Annotated in this window: 6 protein-coding genes; 5 read left to right on the top strand and 1 reads right to left on the bottom strand. The window is 75.1% G+C overall.

Annotated features, from left to right (window positions below):
* Positions 1–55: 55 nt before the first annotated feature.
* Entirely contained in the window at positions 56–1,234 is a 1,179-nt protein-coding gene (locus BHU06_RS04970) for an MFS transporter (protein WP_254668115.1), read from the top strand.
* Between the two features lie 32 nt (positions 1,235–1,266).
* On the opposite strand, the gene BHU06_RS04965 is transcribed toward BHU06_RS04970, so the two are convergent.
* The gene (locus tag BHU06_RS04965; RefSeq protein ID WP_070398031.1) at positions 1,267–1,968 is read right to left on the bottom strand and encodes a 4'-phosphopantetheinyl transferase superfamily protein; all 702 of its coding nucleotides are present in this window, start codon (positions 1,966–1,968) and stop codon (positions 1,267–1,269) included.
* 384 nt (positions 1,969–2,352) lie between these two features.
* On the opposite strand from BHU06_RS04965, the gene BHU06_RS04960 reads away from it, so the two are divergent.
* The 4 genes from BHU06_RS04960 (at position 2,353) to BHU06_RS04945 (ending at position 19,607) form a co-directional block, all read left to right on the top strand.
* Positions 2,353–3,117, top strand: coding sequence for a thioesterase II family protein (locus BHU06_RS04960; RefSeq protein WP_070398030.1), 765 nt, complete (start codon positions 2,353–2,355; stop codon positions 3,115–3,117).
* Positions 3,118–3,238: 121 nt separating this feature from the next.
* Positions 3,239–8,659, top strand: coding sequence for a type I polyketide synthase (locus BHU06_RS04955; protein WP_083292943.1), 5,421 nt, complete (start codon positions 3,239–3,241; stop codon positions 8,657–8,659).
* A gap of 5 nt (positions 8,660–8,664) precedes the next feature.
* Complete coding sequence (locus tag BHU06_RS04950) at positions 8,665–15,183, top strand: type I polyketide synthase (protein WP_083292938.1); 6,519 nt, start codon at positions 8,665–8,667, stop codon at positions 15,181–15,183.
* Positions 15,184–15,185: 2 nt separating this feature from the next.
* Positions 15,186–19,607 (top strand): type I polyketide synthase, encoded by a 4,422-nt coding sequence (locus BHU06_RS04945; protein ID WP_070398028.1) that lies wholly within the window; start codon positions 15,186–15,188, stop codon positions 19,605–19,607.
* Positions 19,608–19,610: the final 3 nt, after the last annotated feature.

Raw genomic sequence — 19,610 nt, 5'->3', positions numbered from 1 at the left:
ATTTCTGGCGGTCTTGAATTTCTCCCGCGCAGCTTAACCGGCGATGATCGCCCCCATGCACAACAAGACCACCCAGACCCTGTTGAACGTGGGCCACGCCATGGACCACATGATGCTGCTGATCTTCGCCACCGCCGTGACCAGCATCGCCGCCGAGTTCGGCCTGGCGCGCTGGGAGGACCTCATGCCCTACGGCGTGGCGGCATTCTTCTTCTTCGGCATCGGCTCGCTGCCCGCGGGCAAGCTGGGCGACCACTGGGGGCGCCGCAAGATGATGCTGGTGTTCTTCTTCGGCATGGGCCTGGCCTCGCTGCTCGTGGCCGCCACGAACACGCCGCTGCAGATGGCGTTCGCGCTGGCGCTGCTGGGCGCCTTCGCGTCGATTTACCACCCGGTGGGCATTCCCATGCTGGTGCAGGGCGCGCCGCGCCCGGGTTGGACCATCGGCGTGAACGGCCTGGCGGGCAACCTGGGCGTGGCCTTCGCGGCCATCGTCACGGGCTTTCTCGTGAAGTACGCCGGCTGGCGCGTGGCCTTCGTGGTGCCCGGGCTGGTCTGCCTGGCCTGCGGTCTGCTGTTCGCCGTCTACGGCTCGCGCGAGAGCGCGGCGCCGGCCAAGAAAAAGGGCGGCGCGGCGCAGGTGACCGGGGTGCCGATGGCGCGGCTGTTCCTCATCATGACCATGGCCGCCACCAGCGGCAGCCTGCTGTTCAACTTCTCCACCAACGCCAACTTCGAGCTGCTGACCGATCGCCTGCGCGAGGTCTCGCAGGACCCGGCGCGCATCGGCACGCTGCTGGCGCTGGTCTACGCGGTGGCCTCGGTCACGCAGCTGATCGTGGGGCACCTGATCGACCGGCACTCGCTCAAGCGGCTCTACGTCGGCGTCATCACCCTGCAGGCGCTGCTGCTGGCACTGGCCACCACGCTCGACGGCTGGGCCTTCCTGTTCATTCAGCTGCTGTTCATGTCGGCGATCTTCGGCGCCATCCCCTTCACCGACGCGATGATCGTGCGCTTCGTCGACGACGGCATGCGCTCGCGCGTGGCCGGCATGCGGCTGGCGGTGTCGCTGGGCGCCAGTTCGGTGGCGGTGTGGCTGATCGGGCCGGTCGTGAAGGCCGCGGGCTTCACCGCCCTGCTGGGCGTGATGGCGGTGACCTCGGTGGTCACGCTGCTGGTGCTCACGCAGATGCCACGCACGCCGGCGCCCACGCCGGCCCCGGTGGGCTGAACCGGCCGGCGCGGCGACCCCGACTCGCGGGACTAGAACGCCAGGTGCCGTGAGCCGGGTTCGAGCCAGGCCACGGCCGCCAGGGCCTCGCGGTCCACGTCCACGCTGAGCACCGTCACCTGGCAGGCCTGGCCCGACACCGGCACGGTGGTGGTGCGTTGCTCGGGCGTGGTGCCGGCCTCGAACAGGCCGGGCTCGATCGACAGCCCGCTGCCGATGGCCTTGAGGCAGGCCTCCTTGCGCGTCCAGCAGCGCAGGAAGGCGCGCAGGCGCCCGGCCTCGGGCAGGGCCAGCAGTTCGCGGCACTCGGTGGTGGTGAAGTTGCGCTCGGCCAGGGCCATCAGCTCGCCCATCTCGCGCGGTGCCTCGATGTCCACGCCGATGGGCGCCTGCCCGCCGATGCCGATCAGGGCCCAGCGCCCGCTGTGGCTCATGTTGAAGGCCGGTGCGCCGGGCAGGTCCAGGCGCGGCTTGTCGTGGCGGCCCGCCCCGAAGCGCAGGCCGGCCGCCGCCACGCCCGTGCGCTGGGCGAGCAGGTGGCGCAGGGCGGTGTGGCTGGCGCGGTAGCGGTGGGCGTCGCGCTCGAAGTGGAAGCGCGCGGCGCGGGCACGCTCGGCTTCGTCCAGCCAGTCGCCGGGGGCGGGCGCCTCGTGTTCTCGCGCCGGGACCTCGAGGTCCACCAGCCACAGTTCGATGCCCGGGGCCGCGAGGGGCGCCTGTTGGTTGATCCGCATCCTTGGTTACACCCTCGTGGGCCGTTGCGTGAATATTTACTACCTATCTTCGGCCGGTGCCCGTCTAATCGCCTGCCGGCCTCGGCCGACATTCTGTAACGGGTATTCGGAGGCCTCCGGATTTCACCAGTTCTTCTCTCTGTGCGCGGTGCTCGCACGTAACTTGATACAGGTAGAGGAAGGAACGTGATGAAAGGCACTGAAATAGGGGGTCGGCGGAGCCGTCCGAGACGATACATTCGGTAACATCGAAGGCCAAAAACCCATACGTTCCCTCTACATGAGGAACAGGTTCGTCCACCAGGGCGTGCCAGAGGAAGTCATCATGCAACGCAGGGTCGCACCAGCCGTCGACGCTCAGGTCTCCAGCCGCCGGACCGCGCCATGAACAGCCCGTGGTTCCAGCGCTTCGTTCCCCGCCCCGGCGCGCGCCTGCGCCTCTTTTGTTTCGCCCATGCGGGCGGTAGCGCGGCGGTCTATCGGCCCTGGTGCAATGCCCTGCCCGATGCGGTGGAACTGATCGCCATCCAGCTGCCCGGGCGGGCCAATCGCCTGAACGATCCGGTGGTCACGCGGCTGAACGCCATCGTCGAGGCCGTGGTGGCCGCCTTGAGGCCGCACCTGGACCGGCCCTACGCGCTGTTCGGCCACAGCATGGGCGCCGTGCTGGCCAACGAAGTGGCGCGCGCGCTGCGCCATGAGGGCGCGCCCCAGCCCGGCCACCTGTTCGTTTCGGGCCGGCGCCCGCCGCACTGGCCCAACCCCGACCCGCTGCTGCACGTGTTGTCCGACGCCGACTTCGTGGCCGAGATCCAGCGCCGCTACGGCGGCATTCCGCCCGAGGTGGCCGAGCACGAGGAACTGATGGCCATGCTGCTGCCGTCCCTGCGCGCCGACATCCACGCGCTGGAGACACACGCGCCGCCCGCCGGGCGCGCGCCGCTGGCCTGCCCGCTGTCGGTGTTCGGCGGCTCACACGATCCGCTGACGCCGCGCGAACACCTGGAGGGCTGGCGCAGCGAGTCCAGCGGGCCCTTCCGCTTGCGCGTGCTGCCGGGCGACCACTTCTACCTCAACGCCCAGCGCGACGCGCTGCTGGCCGAGGTGTCGGCCAGCCTGGCGCCGCTGCTGGGGAGGGTGGTGGCATGAGCCCCGCACGGCCGCCCGAAGGGGCTCGCACCGCAGCGCATGGCGCGCAGGTGTTTCGAATTCGCCCCGCACGGCCGCCCGAAGGGGCTCGCACCGCAGCGCATCGCGCGCAGGTGGCCGAATGAGCCCGACCCCACCGATGCCCATCGCCGTCGTCGGCATCGGCTGCCGCTTTCCCGGTGGCGTGACCGACCCGGCGGGCTTCTGGCGCCTGCTGGCCGAAGGGGTCGACGCCATTGGCGAGATCCCCGCCGACCGCATCGACCTCGGCCATTACTTCGACCCGCGCCCGGCCACGCCGGGCCGCATGATGACGCGCTGGGGCGGCTTCCTCGACGGCATCGACCGCTTCGACGCCGGCTTCTTCGGCATCTCGCCGCGCGAGGCAGAGCGCCTGGACCCGCAGCAGCGCCTGCTGCTGGAAACCGCCTGGGAAGCGCTGGAGGACGCAGGCCTCGATGCGCGCGCGCTGGAGGGCTCGCGCACCGGCGTGTTCGTGGGCCAGTGGCTCAGCGACTTCGAGGCCCGGCTGTTCGCCGACCCCGAGGGCGTGGATTTCTTCATGACCACGGGCAGCGGCCGCTACGCCAGCTCGGGGCGGCTGTCCTACCTGCTGGGCCTGCGCGGCCCCAGCCTCACGCTGGACACGGCCTGCTCATCGTCCCTGGCCGCGGTGCACCTGGCGGCGCGCAGCGTGCGCAGCGGCGAGAGCGAGATCGCCATCGCCGGCGGCGTGAACATCATCCTGCAGCCGCACATCAGCGTGGCCTACTCGCAGAGCCGCATGATGGCGCCCGATGGGCGCTGCAAGTTCGGCGACGCCCGCGGCGACGGCTATGTGCGCAGCGAAGGCGCGGGGCTGGTGGTGCTCAAGCCACTGGACAAGGCCCTGGCCGATGGCGACCGCGTCTACGCCGTCATCCGCGGCAGCGCGCTCAACAACGACGGCCGCGCCAGCGGATCGATGGGCACGCCCAGCCAGGCGGGCCAGGAAGCCCTGCTGCGCAGCGCCTGCGAGGACGCGGGCATCGACCCGGCCCAGGTGGGCTACGTGGAAGCCCATGGCACAGGCACGCGCGCGGGCGACCCGGTCGAGCTCGGGGCCATCGCCGCCGTGCTGGGCGCCGGGCGCGACCCCGCGCAGCCAGTGCGCGTGGGCTCGGTCAAAACCAACATCGGCCACACCGAGGGCGCGGCCGGCGTGGCCGGCCTCATCAAGGCGGCGCTGGCCCTGCACCATGGGCGCATCCCGCAGAGCCTGCACTGCCAGCAGCCCAACCCCGCCATCCCCTGGTCCGACATTCCCGTGGTGGTGGCGCGCGAGGCCACGCCCTGGCCACGCGGCGCCCAGCCGCGCCTGGCGGGGGTGAGCGCCTTCGGCATCGCCGGCACCAACGCGCATGTGCTGCTGCAGGAAGCGCCCGCCGCCACCGGCACGCCCGCGCCGCGCGTGGCGCCGGCGGGCGAGGCGGCGCTGCTGGTGCTCAGCGCCCGCGACGAAGGCGCCTTGCGCGCCCAGGCGCGGCGCTTCGCCGACGTGTTGTCGGCGGGTGCGCCCCTGGCCGACCTGTGCTGGAACGCCGCCACGCGCCGCACCCCGCACGAACACCGCGCCGCCTTCGTGGCCGGTGACGCCGCCGCCATGGCCGAGGCCCTGCGCCAGCACGGCGATGGCCAGGCGGCCGCGGCCGAAGGGCGCGCGCCCGAGGCCCACCCGCGCATCGCCTTCATCTGCCCCGGGCAAGGCGCGCAGTGGGACGGCATGGCCCGCGAACTCATGGCGCGCGAGCCCGTGTTCAAGGCCGCGCTGGAGCGCTGCGACGCGGCCGCGCGGCCCTTCGTGGATTGGTCCATCGTCGAGCAGCTGGCGCTGGAACCCGGCGATCCGAAGCATCTGCTGGAGCGCATCGACGTCATCCAGCCCGTGCTGGTCGCCATCGCCCTGGCCTACGCCGAGCTGTGGCGCTCGCTGGGTGTGCGGCCCGACGCGGTGGTGGGCCACAGCATGGGCGAGGTGGCGGCGGCCTGCATCGCGGGCGCCCTCAGCCTGGACGAGGCCATGCGCATCATCTGCCGCCGCAGCGCGCTGATGCGCCGCACCAGCGGGCAGGGCGCCATGGCCCTGGTCGACATGCCCATGGACGAGGCGCAGCGGCGCCTGGCCGGCCACGAGCACGAGGTCTCGGTGGCGGTGAGCAACAGCCCGCGCTCCAGCGTCATCTCTGGCCGGCCCGAGGCCGTGCAGGCGCTGATGGCCGCCTGGGCCGCGCAGAACGTGTTCTGCCGCCTGGTGAAGGTGGACGTGGCCTCGCACAGCCCGCAGATGCAGCCCCTGGCCGAGGAACTGCGCGCCGAACTCGCGGGGCTGAGCCCCGGGGCGCTGGCCGTGCCGCTGGTCTCCACCGTGCTGGCTCGCCGCGCCGAGGCGCACGAACTGGGCGCCGCCTACTGGGGCGACAACCTGCGCCAGCCGGTGCGCTTCGGCGCCGCCGTGCAGCGCCTGCTCGACGAGGGCGTCACGGTGTTCATCGAACTGGGGCCGCACCCGGTGCTGCTGCCCTCGGTGGAGCAGACCGCGCAGGCGGCGGGCGCCGAGGTGGCCGTGATCGGCTGCGCGCGCCGCGGCGAACCCGAACAGGCGGCCTGGCTCGCGGCCGTGGGCGCCGCGTTCTGCGCCGGCGTGGCGCCCGACTGGTCGCGCCTGATGCCCGAGGGCGGGCGCTTCCTGGCCTTGCCCACCTACCCCTGGCAGCGCGAGAGGCACTGGATCGCCGCCGCCGAGCGGGCGGCCGCGGGCGCCCAGGGCCATGGGCGAACGGTGCCCAGCCAGCACCCGGTGCTGGGCGCGGGCATCGAACTCGCGGGCACCCCGGTGGGCGCGCTGTGGTCCTTGTCGATCGATCCGCAGCGCGTGCCCGCCTGGTTCGGGCACGCCTTGCATGGCAGCGCGCTGCTGCCGGCCTCGGCCTACCTGGAGCTCGCGCTCGCGGCCGCGCGCGCGCTGTCGCCCGAGCAGCCCCTGGTGCTCGAGGGCCTGAGCTTCGAGCGCGCCCTGCACCTGCAGGCCGATGCGGCCTGCGCGCTGCAGCTGCAGGCCAGCGCGGACGGGCAGGGCGGCCTGCGGCTGGCGTTCCAGACGCACAGCGGCAGCGAGTGGCTGCCGCACGCGCGGGCCCGGCTGGCGGCCCCTGCCGCCAGCGGCGCCAGCCCGGCGTCCCCCGTGGACACGGCCGCGCTGCAGCGCGGCGCGGCGCTGTCGGCGGACGCGGTCTACCAGCGGCTGTCGGCGCTGGGCGCCGGCTTCGCCGCGCCGCTGCATGGCATCGGCTGCGCCTGGCTCTCGGCCGACGAAGCGCTGGTGCAGCTCCAGGCCTTGCCCGACGCCGCCGTCCCCGGTTTTTGTTTTGCGCCCGAGGTGCTGGACGCCTGCTTCCAGGCCGCCGCGCTGCTGGCACCCGAGGGCCAGCTGTGCCTGCCGACGGGTCTCGAACAGGTGCGGGCGCACCGCGCGCCAACGGGCCCATCCGGCGCCGTTGGCGCACCCGGCGCGCTCAGCCTGCACCTGCGCCGGCGCGCCGGCGTCGGCCTGATCGACGCCACCTTGCTCGACGAACAAGGCCCCGTGCTGGCGCTGCGTGGCCTGCGCCTGCAGCCCTTCGGCGAGCGCTCCATGGCCAGCCCCAGCGAGGCCTTCTACGACCTGCGGTGGCAGCCCGCCGAGCCGGCCCCCGCCGCCGCGCCACCGGGCGCGCGACGCTGGTGCCTGATCGCCGATCGCGGCGGCCTGGGCCCCGAACTCCTGAAGGCCCTGCGGGAAGCCGGTGAAACCGCCGAGCTGCTGCACGATGCCCTGCCCACCGCCGAGGCGATGGCGGGCGCCACCACCGAGGTGGTGGACCTGCGCGCGCTGGACCTGTCCGCCATCGACGGCACCCTCGCCGCCGCCTTGCACCGCCTGCTGCTCACCGCGCAGGCGCTGGAGCGCCTGCCGCCCGCGTCGCGCACGCGCCTGTGGTGGGTCACGCGCGGCGCGATGGCCGTGTCGCCGGCCGAGGCCACGGCGCTGGCGCTCGCGCAGTCGCCGCTGTCGGGGCTGGCGGCCGTCATGGCGACGGAGCAGGGCGAGCGCTGGGGGGGGCTGATCGATCTCGACCCCGCCGCCACGCCCGGCGACGCGGCGCTCGCGCTGGCCCAGGCCCTCCCGGGCGCCGCGCCGGGCACCCTGGCCCTGCGCGGCGCGCAAGGCTTCGAGCCGCGCTTGCGCCGCGCGCCCTGGGCGCCCGAGGCGCCGCCGCGCTGGCGCCCGGACGCGAGCTACCTCATCACCGGCGGCCTGGGCGGCATCGGCCAGCCGATCGCGCAGCGCCTGGTGGCGCAGGGCGCGCGCCACCTCGTGGTGCTGTCGCGCACGCCGCTGCCGGCGCGCGCCGCCTGGGCGGGCCTGGGCGCGGACACGCCCGCGGGCCGCGCCGTGGCGGCCGTGCGCGGCCTCGAATCGCTGGGCGCCAGCGTGCGCCACGTCGCGCTCGACGTGGCCGACGAAGCCGCCCTGCGCGACTGGCTCGAGGGCTTCGCCGCCGAGGCCCATCCGCCGATCCGTGGCGTCTTCCACGCCGCCGGCCTCACCGACGACCAGCTGGTGCGCGACCTCGACGCCGCTTCGCTCGCCGCCGTGCTGCGCCCGAAGCTGGGCGGCGCCTGGAACCTGCACCGCCTGCTGCCCGAGCTCGATGCCTTCGTGCTGTTCTCGTCCATGGCCGCGCTGATGCCGCAGGCCGGGCAGGCCAGCTACGCGGCGGCCAACGCCTTCCTCGACGGCCTGGCGCGGCACCGGCGCGCCCTGGGCCAGCCCGCGCTCAGCATCGGCTGGGGCGTGTGGTCGCAGACCGGCGTGATGCGGGGCGAGACCGGCCAGCGCCAGCAAGACGAGCTGCAGCGCCAGGGCATCGGCGCCTTCGCGCCGGCCCAGGCCCTGGCCCTGTTCGACGAGGCCCTGCGCTGGCCGCACGGCCACCTGCTGGCCATGCCCATTGACTGGGCGCGGCTGCGCGCGCAGGGCGGCGCGCGCCAGGCGCCGCTGCTGCGCGACCTGTTCGCGTCCGAGGCCGCCCCGGCGCAGCAGGGCGCGGCGTCGGACGCACCGGCACCGGCCGAGCCCGCCGACCCGGCCGAACGCCGCCGCGCCCTGGAGCTCACGGTGCGCGAGGTGGTGGGCCGTGTGCTCAAGCTCAACCCCGCGCGCATCGACCCGCGCAAGCCCCTGGGCAGCCTGGGCCTGACCTCGCTCATGGCGCTGGAACTGCGCAACCGCCTGGAGCCGCTGCACGGCCAGCCGCTGTCGGCCACGCTGGCCTGGAACTACCCCACCATCGAGGCCCTCACGGGCTTTCTCGCCGGGGCGCACGCCACCGCCCCGGTGCCCTCCGCCGCGCCGGTGGCGGCGCCGGACGCCGGCCCCGCGCCCGACATCGCCACCGTGCTCGATGGCGTGAACCAACTCTCCGACGAGGACGCGGCCCTGCTGCTGCGCCGGCGCCGCTGACCCCCATGAGCGACACGCCTTCTTCTCCTTCGCTGGGCCAGCTGTCGGCCATCAAGCTCGCCTTGATGGCGCAGAAGGTGCGCGCGCAGAGCGAGGCCGTGCTGCGCGCCGACCCGATCGCCATCGTCGGCATGGGCTGCCGCTTCCCCGGCGGCGCGGACTCGCCCGAGGCCTTCTGGCAGCTGCTGGTGGACGGCGTGGACGCGGTGCGCCCCGTGCCCGCCGACCGCTGGGACGTGCAGGCCGTGTACGACGCCGACCCCTCGGTGCCCGGCAAGTCGATCGCGCGCGAAGGCGGTTTCCTGGAGCGCATCGACGGCTTCGACGCCGCCTACTTCAACATCCTGCCGCGCGAAGCCGAGCGCATGGACCCGCAGCAGCGCCTGTTCCTCGAGGTGGCGATGGAGGCGCTGGACGACGCCGGCTTCACGCGCGAACAACTGCGCGGCAGCCGCGCCGGCGCCTTCGTGGCCAGCTACCACAACGACTACCAGCTGCTGGAGTACCGCGACCCCGAGGCCATCGACGCGCGCACGCTCACCGGCACGGTGCACAGCGTGCTGGTCAATCGCCTGTCTTATCTGCTGGACCTGCGCGGCCCCAGCGTGTCGGTGGACACCGCCTGCTCGTCCTCGCTGGTCGCCATCCACCTGGCCTGCCAGAGCCTGCGCCACGGCGAGAGCGACATCGCCCTGGCCGGTGGCGTCTCGCTGATGGTCACGCCCGACCTGATGGTGTCGCTGTCCAAGGTCGGCTTCATGGCGCCCGATGGCCGCTGCAAGACCTTCGACGACAGCGCCGACGGCTTCGGCCGCGGCGAGGGCTGCGGCGTCATCGTGCTCAAGCGCCTGAGCGACGCGCTCGCCGACGGCGACCGCGTGCTGGCCGTGGTGCGCGGCTCGGCCGTCAACCAGGATGGCCACTCCACCCTGCTGGCCGCGCCGAACGGCCTGGCCCAGCAGGACCTCATCCGCGAGGCCCTGGCCTCGGCGCAGCTCGAGCCCGGCCGCATCGGCTTCATCGAAGCGCACGGCACCGGCACGCCGCTGGGCGACCCGATCGAGGTGGAGGCCCTGGCGGCCACCGTGGGCCGCGCCGACGTGGGCGGCGGCACCTGCTGGCTGGGCGCGGCCAAGGCCAACCTGGCGCACATGGAAGCCGCCGCGGGCGTGGCCGGCGTCATCAAGACCGTGCTGGCCCTGCGCCACGAGGCGATCCCGCCGCAAATCCATTTCAAGTCGCTCAACAAGCACCTCTCGCTGGACGGCACGCGCCTGGCCGTGCCCACCGCGCTCACGCCCTGGCCGCGCGGCCCGCTCGCGCGCTGCGCCGGCACCAGCTCGTTCGGCGTGGGCGGCACCAACGCGCACGTGGTGCTCGAAGAAGCGCCGCGCCTGGGCGCCGCGCCGCAGGCGACGGCCGAGCAGCGCACCCATCTGTTGCACCTGTCCGCGCAGAGCGGGCCCGCGCTGCGCGAACTCGCCCGGTCGTGGGCCGGGTTTCTGCCGCGCAGCCCGGCCTCGCTGACCGACCTCTGCTTCACCGCGGGCGCGCGCCGCTCCGCGCTGGACCACCGCCTGGCGGTGCTGGGCCGCGACCGCGAGGAACTGCGCGCCCGGCTCGAGGCCTTCGCGCGCGACGGCGAAGCGCCCGGCGCGAGCCTGGGCCGCGTGGCGCCGGACGCCGCGCCGCGGCTGGCCTTCGTCTTCAGCGGCCAGGGCCCGCAGTGGTACGCCATGGGCCGCGAGCTGTTGGCGCAGGAACCGGTGTTCCGCGCGCGCATGGATGAGTGCGACGCGCTGATCCGCGCGGCCACCGGCTGGTCGCTGCTGGCCGAGCTGTCCGTGGACGAAGCGGCCTCGCGCCTGAACCAGACCGAGGTGGCCCAGCCCGCGCTGTTCGCCATCCAGGTGTCGCTGGCCGCGCTCTGGGCCTCGTGGGGTGTGCGCCCCGGCGCGGTGGTCGGCCACAGCGTGGGCGAAATCGCCGCGCTGCAGGTGGCCGGCGTGCTCAGCCTGGCCGAGGCCGTGCGCGTGGTCTGCCTGCGCGCCCGCGTGATGCAACAGGCCACGGGCCACGGCCGCATGGCCGCCGTCGACTGCAGCGCCGCCGAGGCCGAGGCCCTGCTGGCGCCCTTCGGCGAGCGGCTCTCGCTCGCGGCCCTGAACGCGCCGCGCAGCGTGGTGCTCTCCGGCGAGCCCGCCGCGCTGGACGACGCGCTCAATGCCCTGGCGTCGCGCGGCGTGCACCACCGCCTGCTGCCGGTCAACTACGCCTTTCACAGCGCCCAGATGGCGCCGCTGCAGCGCGAGCTGGTGGCGCGCCTGGGCGAGGTGGTGTCCTCGCCGGCGGCCGTGCCGGTGTACTCCACCGTCACCGGCGCCGCCGCGCCGCGCCAGCGCTTCGACGCCGACTACTTCGGCCGCAACGTGCGCGAACCCGTGCGCCTGCAAGCCGCCATCGAGGCCCTGTCGGACGACGGCTTCAACGCCTTCCTGGAGATCGGTCCGCACCCGGTGCTGAGCGGCGCGCTCGGCGACACGCTGCAGGCCCGGGGCCGCGCCGCCACGGTGGCCGCCTCGCTGCGTCGCGGCAAGCCCGAGCGCGACACGCTGCTGGCCTCGGCCGCCGCGCTGCACGTGGTGGGCCACACGCTGGACACCGAGGCCTTGCTTGGCGGTCCGGGCGAGGTGGTGGACCTGCCGCGCTACCCCTGGCAGCGCCAGCGCTACTGGCTGCGCCCCACGCCGGTGGCCGCTGCCGTCCCCTCGCTGCCCAGCGGCGCGCACCCCTTGCTGGGCGCGCGCCTGCCGCTCGCGGCCACCGCCGACCGCGTCTACCAGGCGCAATGGCGCATGGACAGCGCGGGCGCGCTGCGCGACCACCGCATCGGCGGGCGCCTGCTGATGCCGGGCGCGGCCATGCTGGAAACCCTGCACGCGGCCTGGCGCGCCGAGGCCGGCGCGGGCACGCTCGAGGCCTTCGCCGTCGACCGCCCGCTGCCGCTGCCGGACCAGGGCGAACTGACCTGGCAGGTGGTCGTGCGCGACGGCGCGGCGGGCGCGGTGCTGGAGCTGTTCCAGGCCATCGACGCGGCACCCGGCTGGCAGCGCGTGTGCTCGGCCATCGGGCGGCGCGGGGCCGCGCCATCGCCGGGCGCCGCACCCGCCATGACGGAAGGTATGGCCGTCGACCGCGCCACTTTCTATCAACGCTTCGAATCGCTCGGCGTGGCCTTCGGCCCCGGCTTTCGCGGCGTGCAGGTCTTGGCCGCCGGCGACGGCTGGGCCCGGGGCGAGTTGGCCCTGCCGCCCGAACTGGCGCACGAGGCGCCGCGCTTTGGCCTGCACCCGGCCCTGCTCGACGCGGCCCTGCAGCTGTGCGCGGCCGCCGCCTCGGGCGGCTCGGCGGGGCTGCCCACCCAACTCTGGGTGCCCATGGGCGTCGAGCGCTTCGCGCTGTGGCGCCCGGGCCAGGCGCGCCTGCGCGCCACCGCCACCCTGCGCGCCGAACCGGCGCCGGGCGCCGAGGCCTTTGCGGCCGACCTGCGCCTCGACGACGAGGCCGGCGAGCCGGTGGCCTTCATCACCGGCGCCCGTTTCGCGCGCGCCGACGCGCGGCGCCTGGCCGGCGACGCGCCGGACGAGGGCGTGTACGAGGCGCGCTGGCAGCCGGCGCCCGCCGGCGCCGCGTCCCCTGAGCGTCCCGCCGACGGCGCCTGGCTGCTGTTGAGCGACGCCTCGGGCTTGGCGGCCTCGCTGCGCGCGGCGTTGCAGGCGCGTGGCGCGCGCTGCGTCGAGGTGCGGCCGGGCGAGCGCCTGCAATCCCTGGGCGGGGACCGCTGGACCGTGGACCCGCACAGCCCGCAGGACTTCCAGGCGGTGCTGGACGCGGCCCAGGCCAGCGGCCCGCTGCGCGGTGCGGTGCACCTCTGGGGCCTGGACGCCCCGGCGCTGGAGACCGGCGACCCCGAACAGGCCGAGCGGCTGGCCAGCGGCGCGCTGCTGCACCTGGCCCAGGCCCTGGTCGCGGCGCCGGCACCGCTCACCCTGGTGACGCGCTCGGCGCAATCGGTGCACGCCGGCGAAGCACCGGCGGGCCTGGCGGCCGCGGGCGCCTGGGCCTTCCTCGGTGTGCTGCGCGTGGAACACCCCGAGTTGCAGCCGCGCGCGATCGACATCGAGCCCGCGGCCAGCGACGGTGCGGCGCTGCTGCCCTGGCTGCTGAGCGCCGGTCCCGACACCGCGCTGCGCGGTGGCGGCGCCTGGGTGCAGCGGCTGGTGCCGCTGGCGCTGACCCGCCCCGACGCGGCGGTGGCGCCCGTGGCCGACGCGCCCCGGCGTCTGGAAGTGGCGCAGGCCGGCACGCTCGACGGCCTGGCCATCCGCCCCCTGGCGCGCCCGACCCTGCAGGCCGGCGAGGTGCGCCTGCGCGTGGCCGCCGCCGCGCTGAACTTCCGCGACGTGCTGCTGGCCCTGGGCGTCTACCCCGGCACGGGCATCCCGCTCGGCGCCGAATGCGCGGGCACGGTGATCGAATGCGGCGCCGGCGTCGACGGCCTGCGCGTGGGCGACACCGTGTTCGGCTTCGCCCACGGCAGCATGGCCAGCGAGGCCGTGGTGCCCGCGGCCTTCCTGTCGCGCCTGCCCGCCACGCTCTCGTTCGAGCAGGCGGCCGCCTTGCCGGTGGCCTTCCTCACCGCCTTGTTCGGCCTGCAGCGCATCGCCGGGCTGCGGCGCGGCCAGCGCGTGCTGATCCACGCGGGGGCGGGCGGCGTCGGCCTGGCGGCGGTGCAACTGGCCCTGCGCGCGGGCGCCACGGTGTACGCCACCGCGGGCTCCGAGGACAAGCGCGCCTTCCTGCGCTCGCTCGGCGTGGCGCAGGTGATGGACTCGCGCAGCACCGGTTTCGCCGAGGAACTGAAGCGCGCCACGCAAGGCGAGGGCGTGCACGTGCTGCTCAACTCGCTGGCGGGCGATTTCATTCCCGCCGGCCTGTCGGTGGTCGCGCCGGGCGGCTGGTTCCTGGAGCTGGGCAAGCGCGGCATCTGGACGCCCGAGGCCGTGGCCGCGCGCCACCCCGGCCTGCGCTACCGCGCCTACGACTTCGGTGACGAGGCCTACGCCGACCCCGCGCTGGTGGCGCCGCTGCTGGCCGAGGTGCTGGCCGGCCTGGCCGACGGCAGCCTGCGCCCCCTGCCGGTGACGCCCTTCGATTTCGAGCGCGCCAGCGAGGCCTTCCGCCACATGGCCCAGGCCCGGCACACCGGCAAGCTGGTGCTGCGCCTGCCCCCGGCGCCGCCGGCCGTACAGGCCGGTTTCGTGCGCGCCGACGCCAGCTACCTCATCACCGGCGGCCTGGGCGCGCTGGGGCTGCACACCGCGCGCGGGCTGGCCCAGCGCGGCGCGCGCCACCTGGTGCTGCTGGGCCGCCGCGCGCCCTCGGCCCAGGCGCAGGCGGCCGTCGATGCGCTGCGCGAGGGTGGCGTGAATGTGCGCCTGGCCGCGCTGGACGCCGCCGATGCCGCCGCCATGGGCGCGCTCATGGCCGAGCTCGCGCGTGAGTTGCCGCCCCTGCGCGGCGTGGTGCACGCGGCTGGCGCGCTCGACGACGGCGCGCTGATCCGCCAGACCTGGGCGCGCTGCGCCGCCGTGCTGCGCAACAAGGTGGGCGGCGCGCGCGTGCTGCACGCGCTCACGCGCGAGCAGCCGCTGGACTTCTTCGTGCTCTATTCCGCCGCCGGCGGCTGGCTGGGCGCGCCCGGCCAGTGCGCCTATGCCGCCGCCAACGCCGAGCTCGACGCCCTGGCGCGCGCGCGCCGCGCGCTGGGCCTGCCCGCGCTCAGCGTCGGCTGGGGCGCCTGGGCGCAGGGCGGCATGGCCACGCAGCTGGCGGCCTCGGGCCGCGACCCCTGGGCCGAGCGCGGCCTCAAGCCCATCGATCCGGGGCTGGGCCTGCAACGCCTGGAAGCCCTGTGGCGCGAGGGCGCCACGCACGCCCTGGTGTTGCCGATCGATTGGTCGGCCTTCCTCTCGCACCTGCCGGCCGGCGTGGACGCGGCCCTGTTCCCGGCCGCCGCGCGCCGCCCCGCGCCCGCCGCCGAGGCCCTGCCCGACGCCTCCCTGGCCGCCCGCCTGCGCCAGCTGCCCGCCGGCCAGCGCCGCGGCGCGCTCATGGCCCACCTCGCCGAGCGCGCGCTGCAGGTGCTGGGCCTGGACGCCGGCACCGCCATCGACCCCCGGCGCGCGCTCAAGGACATCGGCCTCGACTCGCTGATGGCGGTGGAGCTGCGCAACGCCCTGACGCGCTCCATCGGCCAGCCGCTGTCGGCCACCTTGCTGTTCGACTACCCCAACCTCGACGCGCTCACCGCCTACCTGATGCGCGCGCTCGGCCTGGAGGGCGCGCCCGCGCCCCAGGCCGCGGCCGGCGCGCCGGCCCATGGCGAGCTCGCCGCGCTGTCCGACGAAGAAGCCGAGGCCCTGCTGATGCAGGAACTCTCGGGCGGACCCGAAAGCCCCTGAACATGAACGACCCGCAGCCCGCCACCGAAGCCCTGTCGCCCGTCAAGCGCGCCCTGCTCGAGATCCGCGAGCTCAAGGCGCAGCTGGCGCGCGCGCAGTCGGCCGCGCACGAGCCGCTGGCCATCGTCGGCCTGGCGCTGCGCCTGCCGGGCGGCGTGAAGGACATGGAGGGCCTGGCCGATCTGCTGTGGAACGGGCGCGACGCCATTGGCGCCATTCCCGCCGATCGCTGGCCGCTCGACGCGCTGTACGACGCGGACCCGGACGCGCCCGGCAAGATGACCACGCGCCACGGCGGCTTCCTCGACGGCGTGGACCGCTTCGACGCCGAGTTCTTCGGCATCTCGCCGCGCGAGGCCGCCAGCATGGACCCGCAGCAGCGCCTGCTGCTCGAAGTGGCCTGGGAAGCGCTGGAGAGCGCCGGCCAGGCGCCGGGCGAGCTGGCGGGCACGCGCACCGGCGTCTACATGGGCGTGGGCAACAACGACTACGGCCGCGCCATCTACCGCCACCACGAACTCATCGACCCGTATTTCGGCACCGGCAACTCCTACAGCGTGGCCTCGGGGCGGCTGTCCTACGTGCTGGGCGCGCAGGGTCCCGCCGTCACGGTGGACACGGCCTGTTCGTCGTCCCTGGTGGCCCTGCACCTGGCGGTCCAGGGCCTGCGCCTGGGCGAGTGCGACACCGCCCTGGTGGGCGCGGTGAACCTGATGCTCACGCCCGAGATGAACATCAACTTCTCGAAGGCGCGGATGATGGCCGCCGACGGCCGCTGCAAGACCTTCGACGCCGCCGCCGACGGCTACGTGCGCGGCGAAGGCTGCGTGGTGCTGGTGCTGCGGCGCCTGTCGGACGCGCAGGCGCGGCGCGACCGCGTGCTGGCTGTGGTGCGCGGCAGCGCCATCAATCAGGACGGTCGCAGCGGCGGCCTGACCGCACCCAATGGCCCGGCGCAGGAAGACGTGATCCGCGCCGCGCTGGCCAATGCGCGCGTGCGGCCGGGCGAGATCGGCTACGTCGAAGCGCACGGCACCGGCACGCCGCTGGGCGACCCGATCGAGGTCGGTGCCCTGGGGGCCGTGCTCGGTGCGGGCCGCGAGGCCACGCGGCCCCTGCTCATCGGTTCCATCAAAACCAACGTCGGCCACCTGGAGGCCGCGGCCGGCGTGGCCGGCATCGCCAAGGTGGTGCTGGGCCTGCAGCGCGGCGAGCTGCCGCCGCACCTGCACTTCCGCCAGGGCAACCCGCACATCGACTGGGCCGCCTGGCCGCTGCAGGTGCCCACCGCCGTGACGCCCTGGGCGCCCATCGAAGGGCGCCGGCTCGCGGGTGTCAGCGCCTTCGGCTTCAGCGGCACCAACGCCCACGTGGTCCTGGAGGCCGCGCCCGAGGCGCCCGCGCGCGAGGCCCCGGCGCTTGAGCGCACCACGCACCTGCTGGCCCTGTCGGCGCGCCACGAAGGCGAGCTGGCCGAGCTGGCGCGGCGCTACGCGCAGGCCCTGGCCGCGCCCGACCTGAACCTGGCCGACCTGTGCTTTACCGCCAACGCCGGCCGCGCGCATTTCGCGCACCGCCTGGCCGTGCGCGGCCAGAACGCGGCGCAGATGATCGACGGCCTGCGGGCTTACCTGGACGGGCGCGAGGCCGAGGCGCTGGTGAGCGGCCACAACGAGGGCGCCGCGCGCCCGCGCGTGGCCTTCCTCTTCACGGGGCAGGGCGCCCAGCACGTGGGCATGGGGCGCGCGCTGTACGAACAGCAGCCCGTGTTCCGCGCCACCATGGACGCCTGCGACGCCGCGCTGCGCCCGCACATGGACCGGGGCCTGCTGGCGCTGCTGTACGCCCCGCTTGACGCGGCGGTGTCCATCGACGACACGGTCTACGCCCAGCCGCTCACCTTCGCCATCGAGGTCTCGCTGGCCGCGCTCTGGCGCTCCTGGGGCATCGAGCCCGAGGCCCTGCTGGGCCACAGCCTGGGCGAGTACGCGGCGGCCTGCGTGGCCGGCGCCCTGTCGCTGGAGGACGGCCTGCGCGCCGTGGCCGCGCGCGGGCGCCTCACGCACGCGCTGCCGGCCGACGGCGGCATGGCCGCCGTGTTCGCGCCGCGGGCCACGGTGCAGGCCCAGCTGGCCGCCAGCGGCGACCCGGCGCTGACCATCGCCGCCGACAACGGCCCCGAGCACTTCGTCATCAGCGGCCCGCGCGCCAGCGTGATGGCCGCCGTGGCCGCGCTGGAGGCCCAGGGCGTGCGCGCCAAGTCGCTGCGCGTGCCGCACGCGGCGCACTCCGCCCTCATCGAGCCCGCGCTGCCCGGCCTGCGCGAAGCGCTGGCCAGCGCGCGTTTCTCGCCGCCGGCCATCGCCCTGGTGTCCAACCTCACGGGCGAGCCCGTGGGCCCGAACGAGCTGGCCGACCCCGACTACTGGCTGCGCCACATGCGCCAGCCGGTGCGCTTCGCGCCGGCCCTGCAGGTGCTGCTGCGCCAGGGCATCACGCACTTCATCGAGGTCGGCCCGCACCCGGTGCTGCTGGGCATGGGCGCCGAATGCGCGGCCGGCGCAGCCGTCGAATGGCTGCCCTCGCTGCACCGCGAGCGGCCCGACGCCAGCGACATGCTGGAAGGCCTGCAGAAGCTCTACGCGGCGGGCGCCGAGGTCGACTGGGCCGGCTTCGACGCGCCCTTCGCGCGCCGCCGCGTGGCCGCGCCGGGCTATCCCTGGCGCGCCACGCGCCACTGGATGGACGTGGTCAACCAGGCGCCGGGCATGGCCTTGAACGCGGGCCAGCGCTGGGCCGCGCTGAGCCAGGCGCTGGACCGGCAGGCACAACGCGGCCCGCTGGACCTGGGCATCGCCTCCTACCCCGCCAAATGGGCCTGCCTGGAAGGCATCACCCTCGCGCATGCCGCGCACACGCTGCGCGAGGCGGGCCTGTTCCGCGAAGCCGGCGAATCGCGCACGCTCGACGAGGTGCTGCAGGCCGGCGGCATCGCGGCCGGCTACCGCCACCTGGTGGCGCGCTGGCTGGCCGGCCTGGCCGCGCGCGGCGATCTGCGCGCGCAGGGCGAGGCCTTCGTGGCCGACGCGCCGCTGGCCGCGCCCGACCTGCCCGCGCTGTGGGCCGGCGCCCAGGCCCTGTTCGCCGACAACCAGCCCCTGTTCGACTACCTGCGCCACTGCGGCTCGCTGGTCGAACCCGTGCTGCGTGGCCGCGAAAGCCCGCTGGAAACCCTGTTCCCCGGCGGCTCCTTCGAGCTCGCCGAAAACCTGTACCAGCGCTCGGCCACCATGCGCTACATCAACGGCCTGGCCGCCACCGCCTTCGAGTCGCTGGGCGCCTCGGTGCCGCCCGGGCGCCAGCTGCGCGTGCTGGAGATCGGCGCCGGCACCGGCGGCACCAGCGCCGCGGTGCTGGCCGCGCTGCCGCCCGATCGCGCGCGCTACCACTTCAGCGACGTGTCCGACGTGTTCCTCGACCGCGCGCGCGAGCGCTTCGCCGAGCACCGCTTCCTGAGCTTCGGCGCCTTCGACATGGACCAGGACCCGGCCGCGCAGGGTTATGCGCCCGGCGGCTTCGACGCCATCGTCGCCGCCAACGCGGTGCACGCGAGCAAGGACCTGCGCACCGCGCTGCAGCGCCTGCGCGGCCTGCTCGCCCCGGGCGGCGTGCTGGTGCTGGTGGAGTCCACCACCCACCTGGCGTGGTTCGACATGAGCACCGGCCTGATCGAAGGCTGGCAGCACTTCGCCGACGACCTGCGCACCGACAACCCGCTGCTGCCGCCGGCCACCTGGGTGCGCGCCCTGCGCGAGGCCGGCTTCGACGAGGCCGGCGCCTGGCCGCCCGCCGGCTCGCCCGCCGAGGCCCTGGGCCAGCACCTCATCGTGGCCCGCGCGCCGGGCTCGGCCGAGGCCGGCGGTGGCGCGACGCAGGCGATCGAACCGACCGGTGCCCCGGCGGCCGCGCCCACGCGCTCCGGGCCGCAGGAAGCGGCCGAGGCGCTGCGGCGCCGCGTGCGCGAGGCCCTGCCAGGCGAACGCCTGGACCTCTTGCGTGAATTCGTGCGCGATCGGGTCGTTCGCGTGCTGCGCCTGGACCAGAACGAGCCGCCAGGGCGGCACGATCGGCTGATGGACCTCGGATTCGACTCGCTCATGGCCGTGCAGCTGCGCAACCAGCTCGGCACCGGCCTGGGCCTGGACAAGCCGCTGCCCGCCACGCTGATGTTCGACTACCCCACGATCGACGCGCTGGCCACCCACCTGCTGGGCCGCGTGGCGCCCACCGACACGGCCGCGCCCGCCGCCGCGGCCACGGCCGCCCCGGCCACCGCGCCCGAAGCGCTCGGCGCGGCCGCCGTGGCCGCCATGAGCGACGAAGAGATCGAAGCGCTGCTGCTCGCGCGCCTGGACAAGACCTGAACG

The sequence above is a fragment of the Hydrogenophaga sp. PML113 genome (genome assembly GCF_001777155.1).
In the GTDB taxonomy this organism is placed as follows: domain Bacteria; phylum Pseudomonadota; class Gammaproteobacteria; order Burkholderiales; family Burkholderiaceae_C; genus Hydrogenophaga; species Hydrogenophaga borbori.
This window is presented reverse-complemented; position numbering and strand designations above follow the sequence as displayed.

Excerpts from the sequence above, each read along its gene's own strand:
- BHU06_RS04965 (WP_070398031.1), bottom strand. The coding sequence starts at position 1,968 with ATGCGGATCAACCAACAGGCGCCCCTCGCGGCCCCGGGCATCGAACTG.
- BHU06_RS04945 (WP_070398028.1), top strand. The coding sequence starts at position 15,186 with ATGAACGACCCGCAGCCCGCCACCGAAGCCCTGTCGCCCGTCAAGCGC.
- BHU06_RS04955 (WP_083292943.1), top strand. The coding sequence starts at position 3,239 with ATGAGCCCGACCCCACCGATGCCCATCGCCGTCGTCGGCATCGGCTGC.
- BHU06_RS04950 (WP_083292938.1), top strand. The coding sequence starts at position 8,665 with ATGAGCGACACGCCTTCTTCTCCTTCGCTGGGCCAGCTGTCGGCCATC.
- BHU06_RS04960 (WP_070398030.1), top strand. The coding sequence starts at position 2,353 with ATGAACAGCCCGTGGTTCCAGCGCTTCGTTCCCCGCCCCGGCGCGCGC.
- BHU06_RS04970 (WP_254668115.1), top strand. The coding sequence starts at position 56 with ATGCACAACAAGACCACCCAGACCCTGTTGAACGTGGGCCACGCCATG.